The following is a 17,517-nucleotide window of genomic DNA, read 5'->3' as shown; positions in this document are numbered from 1 at the left end:
CGCGATGCTCAGTCCAGGTAGTCCCGGAGCACCTCGGTCCGGGACGGGTGCCGGAGCTTCGACATCGTCTTGGCCTCGATCTGCCGGATCCGCTCGCGCGTCACGCCGTAGACCCGGCCGATCTCGTCGAGGGTAGCCGGCCGTGCGCCGGTCAGGCCGAACCGCATCGCGATGACCGTGCTCTCGCGCTCCGGCAGGGTCGCGAGGATCGCGTGGATCTGCTGCTGCATGATGCCGAACGTGACCGCCTCGGCGGGCTCGACCGCGTCGGCGTCCTGCAGCAGGTCCCCGAGCCGGGCATCGCCGTCGGACCCGAGCGGCGTCTCCAGCGCGACCGGGTCCCGGCCGTAGGCCTGCACCTCGAGGACCCGCTCGGGCGTCAGGTCGAGCAGCGCGGCCACCTCCTCAGGCGTCGGGTCCCGGCCCTGCTCCTGGAAGAACGTCCGGTGCGCGCGCGTCACCTTGTTGATGGACTCGACCATGTGCGAGGGGACGCGGACGGTCCGCGCCTGGTCGGCCATGCCTCGCGTGACCGCCTGCCGGATCCACCACGTCGCGTACGTCGAGAACTTGAAGCCCTTCGCGTGGTCGAACTTCTCCACCGCGCGGATCAGTCCCGAGTTGCCCTCCTGGATCAGGTCCAGGAACAGCACGCCCCGGCCGGTGTACTTCTTCGCGATCGAGACCACCAGGCGCAGGTTCGCCTCGATCAGGTGCCGCTTCGCGCGGTCGCCGTCCTCCGCGACGAGCTCGAGCTCGCGCCGCGTCGCGTCCTTGTATCCCCGGCCGTGCCGCAGGAGGTGGGTCGCGAGCTGGCCGGCCTCGATCCGCCGGGCGACCGCGACCTCCTGCTCGGCGGTGAGCAGCGGGACCCGCCCGATGGAGCGCAGGTAGTCCTTGACCGGGTCGGCCGTGCCGCCCGCCGTGGTGATGACCGCGACCGGGGCGTCGTCCTCGTCGGCGGACAGGACGTAGGGGTCCTCGTGCGGTGTGGACGCGGGTGCGGCGGTGCGAAGGGACATGGGTCCGGGTGCTCCTCGTGTCGGGCGCGTTCGGTGCGGGCCGTGCCGCACGCGCCTGCCGTCCCGGTGACCGGTGACGACCCGAGGGGTGCCGAGAGGGATCTCGGACGCGGGGAGCGGGCCAAGCGGGCCCGGGTCGCGTTGCTGCCGCCATGGTAGTCCCCGGTCCCGGCGGGGGCGCGGGGGCGCCCTGGCAGCCGCCGGCGACCAACCCCGTCCCGTCCCTGCCTCGCCCCGCGCGGCGCCCGGTCACCTTGGACCAGCGGGTGGGCGCGGGGGTCGCGGGAGGGGCGCGCGGGGTCACCATGGCCGAGCGCCCGGGCGCCGGCGACCCGGGGGCCGCAGCAGACCGCGCCGGCGGAGGGAGCCCCCCCATGACCACCCGGCGCCTGCCCCGTCCCCGCGAGCTGTGACTCCGGAGCACGTCCGGCTGCCGTGAGGTGCGGCCGCGTCCGGAGGTCAGTGCTTCACGACCGCCTCGGTGAAGGCCTGGCTCCCGCAGGTGGGGCACTGCCGGGCGGCCTGAGCCCGGGCGGTCTGCGCCTCGATCCGGCCGAGCTGAGTGGACGCCGTCGCGCCGTCGCCGGTGAGCAGCCCGGTGGCGGCGAACTCCTGCATCTTCAGCCCGCCGGTGAGCATCCGGCTGGGCGGCCGGTACCGCGCGACGTCCAGGGGGACGAACCACACCGTGCCGTCGCCGCGGCAGGTCCGCTGCATCTCCTTGACGGCCCTGCCGCGGCGCGGTGCCGCGACGGGCACCGGCGCGGGCGGCGCGGGCGGCGCGGCCGCGGCGGAGACGTGACCGAGCGCCGCCCGCTTCGCCGCCTCGAACTCCGCGTCGGACAGCGCGCCCCCGGCGTGCAGCGTCGCGAGCTGGGTCAGCTCCGCGGCGATCGAGGACGCGGGGACGGGAGCCCGGGGCGGTGCGGCGTCCGCGGGACCGGAAGAGGGAGGGGCGACCTCGGGGTCCGGCTCGCGCCGGCGCAGGCGCGGGCACGCCGATTCGAGCGCGGCGAGCAGGTCGTCCCACTCGGACGCGTGGGCGAGCGCGCCGACGGCGGTGTGCGCCTCGGGCGTGGTGAGCGTGACCACGAGGTTCCGGGCGTTGAGCTCGGCCCGGGTCACCTCGGCGGCCGGCACCGTGACGCGGATCCCTCCGCCGGCGTCGAGGCCCAGCACCCGTCGGTCGGTGACGAGGAGCAGGAGCTGCATCCGACGGAAGTAGGTGCCGTTGGCGCCGAGCACCGGGGTCTCGCCGGGCTGGAGCAGCCGGGGGAGGGCGGCCTCGATGGCGGTGCGACCGCCGCGGGCGAGCTTCGGGGTGAACTGCACGGTGTCCTGCCTCCGGGTCGAGGGCCGAGGTCTCTGCCTCGGAGCGGATCGTACGGCCGGCGGCGGCCTCGGTGGCCGACCCGTCACACGAACACCCGCACCTCCAGCGCCGGTGCCGGCGTGAGCCGGCTACCGGAGTCCAGCACCCGGAGATCACGCAGCACGGCGGGTGGCGACGTGTCCGGTCAGCCCGCCGCCAGCGCCTCGTGCAGCCGGGCCGTCGCGGTCTCGTCCCACCCGTCCGGCGCGGCGACCTCGACCCATGCCTCGGCGAGCTGCGTGTCGTAGTTGTGCCCGTACCCGTCCGGGACCTCCTTGGCGTAGACGAGGTCGCACGTCACCTGCCAGAACGACACCACCGGGTACCAGGTCATCGTCGGCCCGTCCCCGGCAGGCGCGGGTTCCGCGAGCCAGTCCGGCTGGTCCACGAGCAGCCCGGGCGCCCACCAGACGATCGGGTCGGACCGGTGCTGGAGATACAGCACCCGCGGGTCCTCCCAGGGCGTGTCCGGCACCTCGACATCCGCCACCGCGTCCGCGAACCGCACCACCAGCCCGTCGGCGTACACCGGCGCGACCTGCGGCGTCCCGGGGTCCCGGCGGTCGACCAGGGCCCGCCACAGCGCGTTCGAGTTCGGCGGCCCGACCCACAGCACGCCGTCGGTCCTCGCCCGGATGTCCGCGAGCGAGCCGAACACCGTCTCGGACCCGTACGACCCGAGGCTCTCGCCGTAGACGAGCAGCCGCGGCCGGTCGTCCGCCGGGAGGGCGTCGATCCGCGCCTCGACCGCCGCGAACAGCGCCTGCGCCTCGTCGGCGGCGCGGCCGCGGTCCACGAGGAAGGACAGCCAGCTCGGCAGGTACGAGTACTGCGAGGCCACGGTCGCGGTGTCCCCGCCGTACATCAGCTCGACCGGCTCGACGGCGGCCTCGTTGACCCAGCCGCTCCCGGTCGTGGTGACGACGAGCAGCACCTCGCGGTCGAACGCCCCGGTGCGCTCCAGCTCGGCGACGGCGACGTCGGCGCGCGCCTCGGGGCCGTCGGCGTTGTCCAGGCCGGTGTAGACCCGGATCGGCTCGGTGTCTGCGCCGGCGGCGGCCAGCGCCTCGGGGGACGGGCCGCGGGTGACGAACCGGCGGCCCTCGCGGCCGAGCCCGTCCCAGTCGACCAGGGACTCCGCCGACCCCGAGCGGGCCGCGGACTCCGGCTGGTCCGCCCCGTCGTCCTCCGTGTTCGCGACCTTGAACACCTGGTCCACGGCCGACAGCGCCTGCGCGAGCAGGAAGTCGTTGACGACGACGAGCACGCCCAGGCCCACGAGCACCGCAGCGACGCCCGCGGCCACCAGGCGCGGCAGCCGCAGCCGCCGGCGCAGCACCCGGGCGACGGCCCGCGCCAGCGCCCGGACGACCCGTGCGAGCAGCACCAGCACGACCGCCAGGAGGATCAGCACGGGCGCGGCCCGCAGCCAGCCGGAGGCGGTCGTCGGGGCGGCGCCCATGCTCTCCGCGAGCTCGCGCTGCCACCGGGCGCCGACCGCCAGCATGAGCAGGACGGCCCCCACCCCGGCCACGCACAGCGCCGGGACGACCCAGGGCCGGGCCCGGTCGGGGGTCCGCGCGTCGACCGCCGCGGTCAGGCGCCGCCACCGGCCCCAGCGCCGCAGCGCCCAGGCCGCGGTCACGCCCACGGCGTACCCGATCGCCGCCGAGATGCCGGACACCACGCCCTGGAACAGCCAGCCCCGGGGGAGCAGCGACGGGGTCATCGCGAGCATCGCGAACGCGACGCCGACCACGAGGCCGCCCGCGTGCGGGGCGCGCAGGACGATCCGCCGGCGGGTGTCCGGGGCGTCGGGCATGCAGGCAACGTACTCGGCGGCCGACCACTCAGGGCGCGGCGCGCAGGCCCCGCGAGCACATGAGGCGGTCCGGGGTGAGCAGCAGCACGATCCGGTCGGGGTTCGCGGCCCGCGGGCGGTACCGCTCGGCGTACCGGCGGACGGCCTCCGCGACCTCCGCCGGGTCCTCGCGGACCTCCACCGTCCCCTCGAGCGTCAGCCACCGGCGGCCGTCCACCTGGCAGAGCGCGGCCCGCGAACCGCGGCGGGCGTTCGCGACCTTCACGCTGCGCCGGTTCGTCGTGATCCGCACCAGGCCGGCGTCGCCGTCCCAGGTGAAGCCGACCGGGACCACGTGCGGGGAGCCGTCGGCGCGCAGGGTGGTCAGGGTGGCGAGGCGCGGCTCGGCCACGAAGGCGGCCTGGTCGGCGGTGAGGTGCAGCACGCGGGGATCGTACGGAGCGCGGCGGCCGGACGTCGCCCGATCGGGCGGACTTCGGCGGCGACGGGCCTCCCGCGTGCGACGATGCCGTGCCGCCGGCCCCCGCCGGCGTCGCTCCCAGCCGCCTCCTCGCGAAGGTCACGGTGCCCCATGCTCGGAATGCCCTCTCCCGCGCCGGCGCGACCTCGGCGTCGCGCGTCCGCGCTGGTCGTCGCCCTCGTGCTGGCCCTGCTCGCGCCGGTGCTCGGCGCCGGGCCGGCGCTCGCGGCGGACCCGCCGTCGGTGCTGGGCATCGTCCGCGCCGACGGTGCCCCGCAGCTGACCAACGGCACCGCCGTCGCCTACGACGTGACGTTCAGCGAGCCCGTGGTCGGGGTCGACTTCGGCGACCTCGTCCTCACCTCCACGGGGACCGCCGCGGGCACGGTCGCCTCGCTCACCACCGCCGACAGCGTCGTCTTCCGGGTCGCCGTCGTGGCCGTCTCGGGTGACGGGACCCTCCGGCTGGACCTGCGGGCCGGGGGCGTGGCCGCGGCGACCGGCGGGCTGCTCGTGCCCGGCTACACCCAGGGGCAGACGTACACGTTCGACCACACCCCGCCGGAGCCGCCCACGGCCACCCTGGACCCGGCCGTCGACACGGGCGACAGCAGCACCGACGGCGTCACGAACGTCGCGACGCCGACGGTGACCGGCCGGGCGGAGGGGTCGAGCAGCGTCGACCTGCTCGAGGGCACCACCGTCCTCGGGTCGACCACGGCCGATGTCTCCGGGGCCTGGGTGATCACCGGCACGGCGCTCGCGGACGGCCCGCACACGCTCACCGCGCGGGCCCACGACGCGGCGGGCAACGTCTCGCCCCGCAGCGCGGGACTCCAGGTCGTCGTCGACACCCGGGCTCCCGACCGGCCGGTGATCACCTCCCCGGCGTCCACCACCTCCACCCTGCCGACGCTCACCGGCACGGCGGAGCCGGACAGCACGGTCACGGTCACGGCCGGCGGCGCCACGTACGTCACGCGCGCCACCGGCGGCGCGTGGCGCGTCGACCTGGCGAGCGAGGTCCCCGCCTCCGGCACGCTCGCGCTGGACCCGGCGGGCGGCAACGCCGTCACCGCGTCCGCGCGCGACCTCGCCGGCAACGTCTCGGCACCCGCCGCGCAGACGCTGGTCATCGACACCGCGGTCCCGGTCGTGACCTCCGTCGCCGTGCCCGCCGCCGCGACCTACGCCGCCGGGTCCGCGCTGGACTTCTCCGTGACCTTCAGCGGCACGGTGGTGGTCGACACCGCCGACGGCACCCCGTACCTCGGGCTCCAGGTCGGGCCGACCCCCGCCCGCGCCTCCTACGTGAGCGGCAGCGGGTCGTCGGCGCTGGTGTTCCGCGCCGTCGTGGCCGCCGGGTGGTCCGACGCGGACGGCATCGCGCTCGGCGCGGCCGTCGAGACGGGCGGGGGCGCGCTGCGCTCGACCTCGGGCACCCCGGTGCCGACCGCGCTGGCGGGCGTCGCGTCGACCGCGGGCGTCCTGGTCGACGGCATCGCCCCCGGCGCGCCGACGCTCGCCCTGGCCGACGACACCGGCGCCCGGCCCGACGACGGCGTCACCAGCCGCGGCGAGGTCCGCGTCGGCGGCCTCGAGCCGGGCGCCACCTGGTCCCGCTCGACCGACGCGGGGCGGACGTGGACGCCCGGCAGCGGCAGCGCGTTCGAGCTCGCCGAGGGCGCCTACGCCGCCGGGGACGTGCGGGTCCGCCAGCGGGACGCCGCGGGCAACACCGGCCCGGAGGGCCTGGCCGGGGCGCTCGTCGTCGACCGCACGGCCCCGGCCGACCTCGCCCTGAGCGGCACGCGGGTGCGCGAGACCGCGGGGGCCCGCGCCGTCGTGGGCGCGCTCGGGGCGACCGACGCCGTGGGCACCCCGTGGTTCTCCGTGGCGGGCGGCGCGGACGCCGCGCTGTTCGCGGTCGAGGACGGCCGGCTCGTGCTGCTGGACCCGGGCGCCGCGGGCGTCGGACCGCGCACCGTCCGCGTCGCCGCCGAGGACCTGGCGGGGAACGTCGCCGAGCGGGCCTTCACCGTCGAGGTCGTCGCGAACCACGCCCCGACCGTGGCGGGCGTGCCGGCCGCCGCGGCGCGCGTCACCGTCGGCGAGTCCGCCGCGCTCGCCGCCCCCGTGCTCGCCGATGCGGACGGCGACGCGCTGACCGTCGTGCTGACGCCGGCCGGCGGGCGGCTGTCCGGGCTGACCGCCGGGACCGCGGACGGCGTGACGGGCGCGGCCGCCGCCGGTGTCTGGACGCTCACGGGTCCGGCCGACCGCCTGGGCGCCGCCCTCGCCGGGTGGGCCTTCACGGCGGACGCCGCCGGGCCGGCCTCCGTCACCCTGACCGTCGACGACGGCCACGTCGCCGCGCCGGTGACCGCGGTGTACGCGCTGCTGGCCGCGCCGGCGCTGCGGATCACGGCCCAGCCGGCCGACCGCCTCGGCGTCGTCCCCGGCGGGACGGCGACGTTCGAGGTCCGGGTCGCCGACCGGGCCGCGGTCGCGTCGGTCGCCTGGCAGGTCGCGGCGACCGCGCCCGGCCCCGGCACCGCCTGGCGCGCCGCCGGCGACGGCTACGCCCTGACCGTCACGCCAGAGGCGGGTGCCTGGTACCGCGCGGTGCTGGTGGCCGCGGACGGCACCACGAGCGTGAGCGACACCGCGCGCCTGACGCTGTGGGACGTCGCGACCGAGGTGGGCGCCGGCCACGACGCCCTGGCCGCGCGGTTCCCGGGCGCGGCGGACCTGTCGACCGTCGTGCCCGGGCTGCGGCTCGCCGACCTGCCGGGGACCGTGACGCTCACGCTGCCCTGGGCGGGGGCCGACTCCGCGGTCACGGTGTACGCGTACTCGTCGCCGCGGTACCTCGGGACGTTCGCGGTGTCGGCCGGGAGCGCGACGCTCGCGGACCTGGCGCTGGAGGCGGGGGAGCACTACCTCGTCGTCGTGGGGGTCGACAGCCGGGAGGTGACCGTCCTGCGGTACGACACCGCGGTGGCGGCCGCGACCGGGACCCCGGTCGCGGCCCCGGTCGCGGTCCCGGGTCCGACCACGCTGCCGGTGACGGGCGCGGCGACGTCGGCCCTCGGCATCGCCGCGGGGCTCGCGCTGGCCGCGGGCGCGGCGCTGCTGGCCGCGACCGGCGTGCTGCGCCGGACCCTGGGCCGCCGGGTCGGCTGACGAGAGGGCAGCAGTCGGGCGTCGGGCGGCGTCCGGACCCCCGACTGCTGCTGCCCTCTCGTGCCCGGGGAGGGAGGGCTCAGCGACCGCGGTGACGCCGGGGCCGCGGACCCGGCCGCCGCGCGCGCCCCGCCCTGCGCGGCCGCGCTGCCCGCCCCGCCCGGCGCGCCGGCGCCGGGTCCAGCCGGTCGAGCGCCGCTGCCACCAGCGCCCGGACCACCCGCCGGTGCCCGGCGAGGTCCCCGCACCCGCACGCGTCGGCCTCGGTCGCCAGGACGAGCGAGCGGTACAGGCGGTAGAGCGCGAACCGGGTCGGCCCGGTGGCGGACGCCAGCTCGACCGCGAGGACCCCGCCGGCGGCGGTGTTGCCCCGGAGCAGCTCGCGGTCCACGTCCCACAGGCCGAACTGGTCCGCGCCGACCAGGTCGAGCAGCGGGTCGCCCCACACGGCCCGCCCGGCTCCGACGACGCCCCGGAGCGTCCCGTCGTCGTCGAGGAGCACGTTCGCGGGCCACAGGTCCTGGTGCACGACGGCGGGTGCCGCGACGGCGTCGAGCGCCGGTCCGTGCGCGGCGAGCACCGACCGGACCCGCCGCGCGGGCAGCTCGACGCCCCGGTCCGCGCCGTCCCGCAGGACGGCGTCGACCATGGCGGTGAACGCCGCGCGCCAGCGGGTCACCGGCTCCTCGCCCCCCGGCGCCCCGACGGCGGGGGAGCCGAACCCGGGGGCCCCGACGCCGTGCAGCCGCGCCATGAGCCCGCCGAGCTCCCGCCGGGCGCGCACGCTGCCGGCGGGGTCGAGGTCGAGCTCGCTCCACGGCACCCCGGGCACCTGCGTCGTGACCACGACGTCGGCGTCCACGACGGCGCGGCTGAAGTCCGCGAGCAGGACGGTCGGCACCGGCAGCCCGCGCCCGGCGAGGGAGGTGTACACCTCGGCGGCGGTCCGGACGGTCGCGCAGCCGTGCCGGTACGGCTCCGCCCCGGCGCGCGACGCCTTCACGACGAGCCGCGTGCCGTCGGTCAGCGTGACCCCGGAGGCGGCCGTCCCGCTCGTCACCGGCCGGACCGCCGCCGGCACCCCCAGGGGGCGCAGGACGGAGGCCAGCTCGAGGGCGGTCAGGCCCCGCTCAGTAGACGAAGGCACCGACGCGCTCCCGCAGGCCCACAGACATCCGGGCGAGGTCCGTGACGGACAGCTCCATCTGCTCGAGCACGTCGGTCGAGGTCCGCGCGGCGGTGGCGACGCCCACGATGCTGCCGGCGATCTCGCTCGACCCGGTGGCCGCCTCCGTCACCGACCGGGACATCTCCGTGGTGGTCGCCGTCTGCTCCTCGACCGCCGAGGCGATGGTCAGCTGGTAGTCGTTGATGCTCGCGATGATCGTCGCGATCTCGCCGATCGCCCCGACGGCGCCCGAGGTCTCCGCCTGGATCGCCTCGACCCGGCGGGCGATGTCCTCGGTGGCCTTGGCGGTCTCCTGGGCGAGCTCCTTGACCTCCCCCGCGACGACCGCGAAGCCCTTGCCCGCCTCGCCCGCGCGGGCCGCCTCGATGGTCGCGTTGAGCGCGAGCAGGTTCGTCTGCTCGGCGATGCTCGTGATGACCTTGACGACGTTCCCGATCTCCTGGGAGGACGCCCCCAGCCGGGCGACCTGCTCGTTCGTCGCCTCCGCCACCGCTGTGGCCTGGCCGGCGACCTTGGCCGCCTGCGACGAGTTCTGCGCGATCTCCCGGATGCTGGCGCCCATCTGCTCGGCCCCGGCCGCCACGGTCTGCACGTTCCGGGACACCTGCTCGGACGCCGCGGCGACGACCCCCGCCTGCGCGGACGTCTCCTCCGACCCGGCCGCCACCTGGCTGGTCGCGGCGGAGAGCTCCTCGGCGGCCGACGCGAGCGTGTTCGCGGACTCCACCACGTCGGACAGCGTCGAGCGGACCGCGGCCTGGCTGTCGATCAGGGCCGCGGCCATCTGCCCGATCTCGTCGCGCTGCCGCACGTCCGGGCGGCGCGTGAAGTCGCCCGCGGCCATCGCCTGCACCGCGCCCTGCACCGCGGTGACGGCGCGCTTGATCGAGCGGGACAGCACCAGCGCGAGCGCGCCCGCGACCAGCACCCCGATGCCGACCGCGACGGCGAGCAGCACCGCCGCGCGCCCGGCCGAGGCCACGGCCTCCGCGCCCGCCTCCTCCATCGTGTCGACGATCTCCTGCGTGAAGACGTCCAGGTCGGTCACGTAGGCGTCGATCAGCGGCTGGCTGACCTGGTCGAGGACCTCCCCGTACGCCTCCGGGTCGTCCCCGAGCGCGACGGGCAGGACCTCGGTGTCCCGCGCGTCGCGCCACTGCGCGAAGCCCTCGACGAACCCCGCCCACGCGTCCGAGGAGGCCGCGTAGTCCGTCGCCGACAGCGCGGCGATCTCCTCGTCGAGCACCGCGTCGTTCTCCGCCTGCTGCGCGACCCAGGCGTCCTGGGCCTCGCCAGAGACCGCCGCGATCTGCGCCACGATCAGGCGCGCCTTGAGCTGGTCGGCGTGCACCTGGCCGCGCACCGTGGCGACGTCGCGCTCCAGGTCCGCGAGCGCCTGGGTGCCCGCGGCCTCCTCTCGCAGCTGGAAAATGGCGAAGCCCGCGCTGCCCGCCGCGGCCAATGCCATGACCCCCACGGCGGCGAGGATCTTTGTCTGGACCGACAGGTCCGAGAAGCGCCTCCTGCGGGTCGCCTCCGCGCCGGTCGAGGCCGTGAGCAGGGACATCGGTCATCTCCTTCGAATGGGCGAACATCCCAGCCATCGGTCCGAAATAGGGTTGGCTGAGCGTTTCGTCGCCCTTGTTGAAACGCGTCAGGAAATGTGGCAGAGGTGTTGTGTCGTCCTGGAAGGAAGGGGTGCAGGCGTGGGAAGACCCCCGGTGATACCGGCGGAGAAGAAGCAGCGGGCCGTGCTGGCGGTGCTGGCGCGCGAGGCCACGATCGTCGAGGCGGCGCGCCGGGAGCAGGTCTCCGAGCAGTCCGTCGGACGCTGGAAGGCCGCGTTCCTGGAGGCCGGCGCGGCGGCCCTGGCCGACGGCGCCGCGACGGCGGCCGGGCGGGAGAAGCAGCTCGAGGCCGAGCTGGCCGAGCTCCGGCGGACCCTGCGGGAGGCGGAGGTCGAGATCGAGGTGTGGAAGCGGAGCGCGGGGGGCCGGCTGGGCCCTTCGACGACCTCGAGGTGATCCGGGAGTCGGCTGGGATGTCGACGTCGAGGTGGTGCGCCAAGTTCGGCATCCCAGAACGGACCTGGCGGCGCTGGCAGGCCAGGGCGCGCGCGGGCGCGAGCGCGAAGGGGCCGTGGCCCGCGCCGGTGCGCCGGGACGCCGAGGTGGTGGCCGCGGTGCAGGCGCTGGCGGCGGCGCACCCCGGCTGGGGTCACCGCCGCGTGCGGGCGCGGCTCCGGGAGCGCGGCGTCGAGGTGTCCGAGGCGAGCGTGCTGCGGATCATGCGGGAGCTGGGGGAGCGAGGGCGTCGACCAGCACGGTGACCTCGTCGTCGTCCGTCACGACGAACCCGCCGGTGATCGCGAGCTCGAGCACGTCGCCCGCGAGCGGCCGCACGCGGACGGGCCCGGCGACCAGCGCCGCCGCGACCGGCTCGTGCCGGGCCATGATCCCCAGCGACCCCGAGGCCGACGGGACCGAGACGATCGCGGCGTCGCCGGACCACAGCACCCCGTCGGGGGCGACGACGTGCACCGACAGCGCCGGGCCGTCGGGCGCGGGGGCGGGGTTCGGGCGGGCGGACGGCACGGCGGGGCTCCCGGGGGTGGAGGGGCGGAGGGGAACGTCCATCCTCCCGGCCCGCTGCGCGTGCGCTCAGACCTTCGTCCCTGGTGGGGCCGGTTCGGGACGCGGTTCGGCGGCCCGGCGGCTCACGCGTGCCCGAGGTGCTCGTGCGCGCGGTGCGACGCGGGCTCGATCTGGAACGTCGAGTGCTCGACCGAGATCGGGAAGTGCGTGGACAGGCAGTCCTGGAGCTGGTCGAGGATCCGGGCGGTGTGCCCGTCCGAGAAGCACTCGTCGTCCACCGTGATGTGCGCGGTGACCACGGGCAGCCCCGTGGCCACGAGGGTCGCGTGCAGGTCGTGCACGGCGCGCACGTGCTCCACGCCGAGCAGGTGCTCGCGGACGGCGTCCAGGTCGAGCCCCGGCGGGGTGGACTCCAGCAGCACGGCGCCGGTCTCCCGCAGCAGCGTGATGGCGCGCGGGACGATCAGGACCCCGATGAGCAGGCCGGCGACCGCGTCGGCCTGCTGCCAGCCGGTCGTGGCGATGACGACGGCCGCGACGATGACGCCCACGGAGCCGAGCGCGTCGTTCAGCACCTCCAGGAACGCCGCCCGCAGGTTGAGGTTCGCGTTCCGCCCGCCGGCGAGCACGGCGATGGCCGCCACGTTCGCGACCAGCCCGATGACGCCGAACACGATCAGCTCGGTCGACGGCACCTCGGGCGGCGCGAACAGCCGGCGCACCCCCTCGACCAGCACGTACCCGCCGACCGCCAGCAGCACCGCGGCCTGCGCCAGCGCACCCAGGACCTCGGCCCGGCGGTAGCCCCAGGTCCGGCGCGACGTCGCGGGCTTGAGGGACAGGTGCGCGGCGACGAGCGCCATCGCCAGACCGGCCGCGTCGGTCAGCATGTGCGCCGTGTCGACCAGCAGCGCGAGGGAACCGGTCAGCAGGGCGCCGACGGCCTGGGCGACCAGCACCGTCGAGGTCAGGCCGAACGCGACCGCGAGCCGGCGCCGGTGGTCGCCGCCGCCGGTCGGTGCGTGGTCGTGCCCGTGGCTCATCGCCCGTCCCCCGCGAGGTGCCCGCAGGCGGCGGGGTCCGACCCGCCGCGCAGCAGGTCCTCCGCCGCGCCGACGAGGGTCGCCAGCCGGCCGGGGTCGGCGATCGAGTAGATCGAGGACCGCCCCCGCTGCCGCACCGTGACCAGCCCGCAGTCCCGCAGGCACGCGAGGTGCGCGCTCACCGTGCTCTGCGCCAGGCCGAGGTGGTCGGTGAGCTCCCGCACCGCGTGCTCGCCGGTGAAGAGGTGCCGGAGCATCGTCAGCCGTCCCGGGTCGCCCAGCGCCCGGAAGAGCGCGGCGGTCGGCGCGGTGAGCGCGGCGTCGTCCGGGGAGCGGGCGTCGTCCTCGTGATCGACGTCCGGGGATATCATCGCCATACGGCGATGATAGGACGCCGGGGCGGCCTCCCGCCAGACCCCGGCTCGCCCGGCGGCCGGGCCGATCGGCCCGGCCGCCGGTCCCGGGTCACCGCACCCGGCGGATCGCGAGGATCAGGCCCGCCCCGACGAGCGCGAGGCCCGCGGCGAACGGGAACATCGCCTGGTAGCCCACGGCCGAGATCGCCGCCGCGGCGACGAGCGGGCCGACGATCTGGCCGCCGGTGTTGGCGAGGTTGAGCACGCCGAGGTCCTTGGCGGCGTTCTCCTGGCTGGGGAGCACCTCGACGTTCAGCGCCTGGTCGACGGCGTTGAACGCGCCCATGCCGATGCCGGCGACGACCGCGTACGCGAGCATCGTCCACGGGCTCGCGCTGAACGCCGGCACGAGCACGCCGACCGCCACGAGCACGCCCGCCACGACGACCGGCAGCTTGCGCCGGCCCAGCCGGTCGGAGACCGGCCCGGACACCGCGGACATGACGAGCGCGGTGAGCATGAGGATCGTGGCGATCGTCGAGATGTACCCGGCGGTCGAGCCCTCACCGAGGCGCATGTAGTCGGTGAGGATGTACAGCTGGTACCCGGAGATCGCGAACGTCGCCGAGATGATCGCGAACTTGCCGAACAGGGCGAGGTAGTAGTCGCGGCAGTCCTTGCGGGGCAGGCTGAACGAGTCGAGCAGCATGCCGCGGCTCAGCGACCGGCGGGGCAGGTCCCGGCTCGACGGCTCCCGCAGCAGGACGGCCGCGACCGGCCCGGACAGCAGCGTGAGGGCGGCCATGATGACGAAACCGGTCCAGAGGTCGCCGAGGAACTGGGCGCCGATGATCTGCCCGCCGTAGAGACCGGCGGAGTAGCCGAAGGCGTACACCGACGAGATCGTCCCGCGGTGCCGGGGCGCGATCCGGTCGGAGATGACCGCGATGAGCGGCGCGACGATCGCGTTGAGGAACACCTGGTACACGGCCCACAGGGCGAGCAGCTGGCCGACGCCGGAGGCCCGGCCGACCAGGAGCAGCATCGCGGCGGAGCCGACGGAGCCCACGAGCAGCCACGGGGTGCGGCGGCCCCAGCGGGAGCGGGTGAGGTCGGAGAACGCGCCGATCACGATGTTCGCGATCGTGGCGACGATCATCGCGACCGTCGCGAGCAGGGCGACGACCGACGTCTTGTCGTCCGGGGCGATCTCGGCGATGCGGGCGGGCAGCAGCACGGCGTTCACGCCGAGGTACGGGCCGAGCCAGAGGAAGCAGCCGAGCGCGAGGGCGACGCCGATGCGCAGGGGCACGCGCGGCTGCTGGTCGTCGGTGGGGGAGGCGGCGGGTTCGGCCACCTGGAGGGGTGCGGACATGGGTCTCTCTCGTCGTTGAGCGTGATGGGGTGGGGCCCGCGCGGGGCCGGGACGCAGGAGCGTCCCGGCCCCGCGCGGGGTCAGGCGGGCGGGGCCGCCGTCAGAGCGCGATCTTCTCGACGGCCGCGTCGGGGTCGCCCCAGCGGGAGCCGGCCTCGAGGACGACGCCGCCGGCGGGCAGCGTCGTCCGGGCGGTGGCGGCGTCCCAGCGGGTGAGCGCGGTCAGCGGGAGGTCCAGGTCGACCTCGGCGGCCCCGCCTGCGGTCACCCGGACCGCGGCGAACCCGAGCAGCTCGCGCTCGCCGGCCCGGTCGCCGTCGGTCCGCGTGCCGTACACCTGCACGACGTGGCGGCCGTCCCGGTCCCCGGTGTTGCGGACCGTGACGGTCGCGCGCACCCGGGCCGCGACGGTGTCGACCTCCGCGACCCGCAGGTCCTCGACGGACCAGGTCGTGTACGCGAGGCCGTGCCCGAGCGGGTAGAGCGCCTCGACGCCCTCGCGCTGCAGCCGGCGCTGGCCGTACCAGCGGTCGTAGGTCGCGGCGGTGGCGTCGATGTCGAGCTCCGGCAGGTGCGCGGCGCTCGCGGGGATCGCGTACGGCAGCCGGCCCGACGGGTTGTGGGCGCCGGTCAGCACGTCCGCCAGGGCGCGGCCGCCCTCCATCCCGCAGTACCAGGACACCAGCACGCCGGGCACCCGGTCGTGCCACTCCTCCATGAGGACCGCCCCGGCGGTGACCACGACCACGACCGTGCGCGGGTTGGCCGCCGCGACCGCCTGCACCAGGGTGACGTCCTCGGCCCGCAGGTGCAGGTCCCGCCGGTCGCCGCCGGCCGCGCCCGCGCCCACCACGCTGAGGCCGGACCCCATCGCGGACATGACGTGGTCGCGCCACGCGGTCTGCTGCTCGCCCTCGGGCTCGGGGTACAGCGCGACCAGCTCGCCGCGCGTCGCCAGCGACCCGTCGACGAACTCGCCCTCGTCCTCGGCGGTGAACCCGACGACGACCACCGCGACGTCGGCGTCCGCCGCGGTGCGCGCCGCGGCCTGCGGGTCGGCGCCGGCGTCGTGCCGGACGTCGACGCCCGGCAGGGCCTCGGTGATCCCGGCGAGCGCGGACACCACGCGCGGCGCGCGCACGTCCGACGAGCCGTGGTCGCCGGTGTTCGCCCCGTCGGCGAGCCGGCCGAGCACCGCGACGGACCGCAGCGCCGCCGGGTCGAGCGGCAGGACCGGGGCCCCGTCGACGTCCTCGTTGCGCAGCAGCACCATCGCGCGGCGGGCGGCGTCGCGGGCCAGGTCGGTGTGCGCCGGGGAGGCGACGACGTCGGCGCCCGGCTCCTCCGCCGTCCGCTCGGCGTAGTGCCGCAGCTGGGTGGCGAGGATGCGGTGCCCGGCGCGCCGGACGTCCGCCCAGTCGGCGGCGCCGCTGTCGAGGTCGGCGCGCAGGTGCGCACCGCGCTGCTGGCGGAACGGCGCCTCGACGTCGAGCCCGGCCCGCAGCGCGGCGGTGCCGTCGCGCATGCCCCAGATGAAGTCCGTGATCACGGTGCCGTCGAAGCCCCACTCGTCGCGGAGCACGGTCGACAGCAGGTGCGCGTTCTGGCCGGCCCACTCGCCGTTCACCGAGTTGTACGAGCTCATGACGGCGTGCGCGCCCTCGTCGACCACCCGGCGGAAGTGCGGCAGGAAGTCCTCGTGCAGCGTCGCGTCGTCGATGGTGACGTCCACCGAGAACCGGGCGTTCTCCATGGAGTTCAGCGCGTAGTGCTTCACGCAGGCCATCGCGTGGCGCTGGATGCCGCGGGTCAGGGCCGCGCCCATCTCGCCGAGGAGCGGCGGCTGGTCGGAGTACGTCTCCTGCGCGCGGCCCCAGGCCGGGTGCCGCGGCAGGTTGATGCACACACCGCCGAAGAAGTTCCCGCCGAGCGCGCGCAGCTCGGCGCCGATCGCCTCGCCGATCTGCTCCTCGAGCTCGACGTCCCAGGTCGCGCCGCGGGCCATCGACACCGGGAACGCGGTGGCCTGCCCGACGACGCAGCCGCGCGGCCCGTCGACGAACCGGATGCCGGGGACCCCCAGGCGGGGGACCGCGCCCATGACGTAGGGCTCCACGTTGTAGCCGTCGGTGACGAACGAGTACATGCCCTGCCAGAACGGGGTGTCCCCGTCGAGCAGGTCGAGGCGCTCGTCGTCCGTCAGCGCCTCGTACAGGTGCGCCGCCTCGGTGCGGGCCGGTGAGCCTGCGGCGACTGCCGCCACGGCACGCTGGAAGGGGGTGGTGATGCGGGTCATGCGTCCTCCGCTCGTCGTCGAGGGCAGCACCCGGCATCCGCATCCCTGCGACTACTGAGTGCTGAGTCAGTGATCAGTAACGTAGCGTGGCGGACGGCTCTGCCACAATGGGGCAGGTCAGACGTGGAGGAGAACAGGTGCCGCAGCCCACCCCAGCGACCGCGTACTCGCCCCGGACCACCCGGACCCGGATGAGCGCGTCCCAGCGCCTGACCCAGATCCTCACCGTGTCCGCCGGCCTCATCGCCGAGCGCGGGTTCCGCGGCCTCACGCTGCGCGACGTCGCGCTGGAGTGCGGCATCACCGAGGGCGGGGTGCTCCACCACGTCGGCTCGAAGGAGCAGCTGCTCGTCGCCGTCCTCGAGTACCGCGACGCGCTCGACCTCGCCCAGCTCGCCGACCTGCTCGGCGTCGAGGCGGACGTGTTCGACAGCGGGCGCGAGGCCCCCGTCGGGCTCCGCGAGCTCTGCGCCGCGCTCGTGCGCCGGAACGCCCGGCAGCCGGAGATCGTCCGGCTCTACACCGTCCTCAACGGGGAGTCGCTCGACCCGGCGCACCCCGCGCACGAGTACTTCCTGACCCGGGAGCGCTGGGCGCTCGACCTCTTCGCGTCGGCCGCGCGGGGGCCGGAGGGCGAGCAGCAGGCGCTGCAGGTCCTCGCGGCGATGGACGGGCTGCAGCTGCGGTGGCTGCGGGACCTCGAGGGGATCGACCTCGTCGCGGAGTGGGACGCGATCGCCGGCCGGCTCATCGCGGACTGAGGCCGCCGCGGACCAGCCGTCCGCGGCGCCGTGCACCCGGT

General features: G+C 76.2%; 14 protein-coding genes and 1 pseudogene. 4 read left to right on the top strand and 11 right to left on the bottom strand.

Features of this window, described 5'->3' with window-relative positions; translation table 11 throughout:
- Window positions 1–8: 8 nt before the first annotated feature.
- The 4 genes and pseudogenes from HNR08_RS04415 to HNR08_RS04400 form a co-directional block, all read right to left on the bottom strand.
- Window positions 9–974: pseudogene (locus tag HNR08_RS04415) on the bottom strand (RNA polymerase sigma factor); the annotation flags it as partial.
- A 507-nt stretch (window positions 975–1,481) separates the two neighbouring features.
- Complete coding sequence (locus tag HNR08_RS04410; protein WP_146837542.1) at window positions 1,482–2,354, bottom strand: SHOCT domain-containing protein; 873 nt, start codon at window positions 2,352–2,354, stop codon at window positions 1,482–1,484.
- A 185-nt stretch (window positions 2,355–2,539) separates the two neighbouring features.
- On the bottom strand, window positions 2,540–4,216 hold the full coding sequence (locus tag HNR08_RS04405; protein WP_146837545.1) for an alpha/beta hydrolase: 1,677 nt from the start codon (window positions 4,214–4,216) through the stop codon (window positions 2,540–2,542).
- Window positions 4,217–4,244: 28 nt separating this feature from the next.
- Window positions 4,245–4,640, bottom strand: a complete 396-nt coding sequence (locus HNR08_RS04400; protein ID WP_146837547.1) for a pyridoxamine 5'-phosphate oxidase family protein — start codon at window positions 4,638–4,640, stop codon at window positions 4,245–4,247.
- A gap of 156 nt (window positions 4,641–4,796) precedes the next feature.
- On the opposite strand from HNR08_RS04400, the gene HNR08_RS04395 reads away from it, so the two are divergent.
- Complete coding sequence (locus HNR08_RS04395) at window positions 4,797–7,862, top strand: Ig-like domain-containing protein (RefSeq protein ID WP_146837550.1); 3,066 nt, start codon at window positions 4,797–4,799, stop codon at window positions 7,860–7,862.
- Window positions 7,863–7,941: 79 nt separating this feature from the next.
- On the opposite strand, the gene HNR08_RS04390 is transcribed toward HNR08_RS04395, so the two are convergent.
- Entirely contained in the window at window positions 7,942–9,009 is a 1,068-nt protein-coding gene (locus HNR08_RS04390) for a phosphotransferase family protein (protein WP_146837553.1), read from the bottom strand.
- Entirely contained in the window at window positions 8,993–10,618 is a 1,626-nt protein-coding gene (locus HNR08_RS04385) for a methyl-accepting chemotaxis protein (RefSeq protein ID WP_183834801.1), read from the bottom strand. The genes HNR08_RS04390 and HNR08_RS04385 overlap by 17 nt, the downstream gene beginning before the upstream one ends.
- A 154-nt stretch (window positions 10,619–10,772) precedes the next feature.
- Between HNR08_RS04385 and HNR08_RS04380 the strand changes: the two genes are divergently transcribed.
- Together HNR08_RS04380 and HNR08_RS04375 are read left to right on the top strand one after the other, a co-directional pair.
- Complete coding sequence (locus HNR08_RS04380; protein WP_338075772.1) at window positions 10,773–11,075, top strand: helix-turn-helix domain-containing protein; 303 nt, start codon at window positions 10,773–10,775, stop codon at window positions 11,073–11,075.
- A gap of 17 nt (window positions 11,076–11,092) precedes the next feature.
- Window positions 11,093–11,380 carry an IS3 family transposase gene (locus HNR08_RS04375; RefSeq protein WP_146837555.1) on the top strand — a complete coding sequence of 96 codons (288 nt, stop codon included), beginning with the start codon at window positions 11,093–11,095 and terminating at the stop codon, window positions 11,378–11,380.
- Here HNR08_RS04375 and HNR08_RS21495 read toward each other — a convergent pair.
- From HNR08_RS21495 to HNR08_RS04350, 5 genes are all read right to left on the bottom strand, one after another.
- Window positions 11,337–11,645: a F0F1 ATP synthase subunit delta/epsilon gene (locus HNR08_RS21495; protein WP_246803059.1), complete on the bottom strand. Its 309-nt coding sequence runs from the start codon at window positions 11,643–11,645 to the stop codon at window positions 11,337–11,339. The genes HNR08_RS04375 and HNR08_RS21495 overlap by 44 nt on opposite strands.
- A 122-nt stretch (window positions 11,646–11,767) precedes the next feature.
- On the bottom strand, window positions 11,768–12,688 hold the full coding sequence (locus HNR08_RS04365) for a cation diffusion facilitator family transporter (protein ID WP_146837561.1): 921 nt from the start codon (window positions 12,686–12,688) through the stop codon (window positions 11,768–11,770).
- Window positions 12,685–13,065 carry an ArsR/SmtB family transcription factor gene (locus HNR08_RS04360; RefSeq protein WP_221286310.1) on the bottom strand — a complete coding sequence of 127 codons (381 nt, stop codon included), beginning with the start codon at window positions 13,063–13,065 and terminating at the stop codon, window positions 12,685–12,687. Before HNR08_RS04360 ends, HNR08_RS04365 begins: the two co-directional genes overlap by 4 nt.
- 88 nt (window positions 13,066–13,153) lie before the next feature.
- Entirely contained in the window at window positions 13,154–14,419 is a 1,266-nt protein-coding gene (locus HNR08_RS04355; RefSeq protein WP_146837564.1) for an MFS transporter, read from the bottom strand.
- Window positions 14,420–14,519: 100 nt separating this feature from the next.
- On the bottom strand, window positions 14,520–16,715 hold the full coding sequence (locus tag HNR08_RS04350; protein WP_146837567.1) for a beta-glucosidase family protein: 2,196 nt from the start codon (window positions 16,713–16,715) through the stop codon (window positions 14,520–14,522).
- A 137-nt stretch (window positions 16,716–16,852) separates the two neighbouring features.
- Between HNR08_RS04350 and HNR08_RS04345 the strand changes: the two genes are divergently transcribed.
- Window positions 16,853–17,476, top strand: coding sequence for a TetR/AcrR family transcriptional regulator (locus HNR08_RS04345; protein ID WP_221286309.1), 624 nt, complete (start codon window positions 16,853–16,855; stop codon window positions 17,474–17,476).
- Window positions 17,477–17,517: the final 41 nt, after the last annotated feature.

Origin of the sequence: Cellulomonas hominis, assembly GCF_014201095.1 — a bacterium.
Classification (GTDB): domain Bacteria; phylum Actinomycetota; class Actinomycetes; order Actinomycetales; family Cellulomonadaceae; genus Cellulomonas; species Cellulomonas hominis.
This window is presented reverse-complemented; position numbering and strand designations above follow the sequence as displayed.

Bases quoted from the DNA above. Each gene is read 5' to 3' on its own strand.
- HNR08_RS04405 (WP_146837545.1), bottom strand. From the start codon at position 4,216: ATGCCCGACGCCCCGGACACCCGCCGGCGGATCGTCCTGCGCGCCCCG.
- HNR08_RS04395 (WP_146837550.1), top strand. From the start codon at position 4,797: ATGCCCTCTCCCGCGCCGGCGCGACCTCGGCGTCGCGCGTCCGCGCTG.
- HNR08_RS04385 (WP_183834801.1), bottom strand. From the start codon at position 10,618: ATGTCCCTGCTCACGGCCTCGACCGGCGCGGAGGCGACCCGCAGGAGG.
- HNR08_RS04375 (WP_146837555.1), top strand. From the start codon at position 11,093: ATGTCGACGTCGAGGTGGTGCGCCAAGTTCGGCATCCCAGAACGGACC.
- HNR08_RS04365 (WP_146837561.1), bottom strand. From the start codon at position 12,688: ATGAGCCACGGGCACGACCACGCACCGACCGGCGGCGGCGACCACCGG.
- HNR08_RS04360 (WP_221286310.1), bottom strand. From the start codon at position 13,065: ATGGCGATGATATCCCCGGACGTCGATCACGAGGACGACGCCCGCTCC.
- HNR08_RS04355 (WP_146837564.1), bottom strand. From the start codon at position 14,419: ATGTCCGCACCCCTCCAGGTGGCCGAACCCGCCGCCTCCCCCACCGAC.
- HNR08_RS04350 (WP_146837567.1), bottom strand. From the start codon at position 16,715: ATGACCCGCATCACCACCCCCTTCCAGCGTGCCGTGGCGGCAGTCGCC.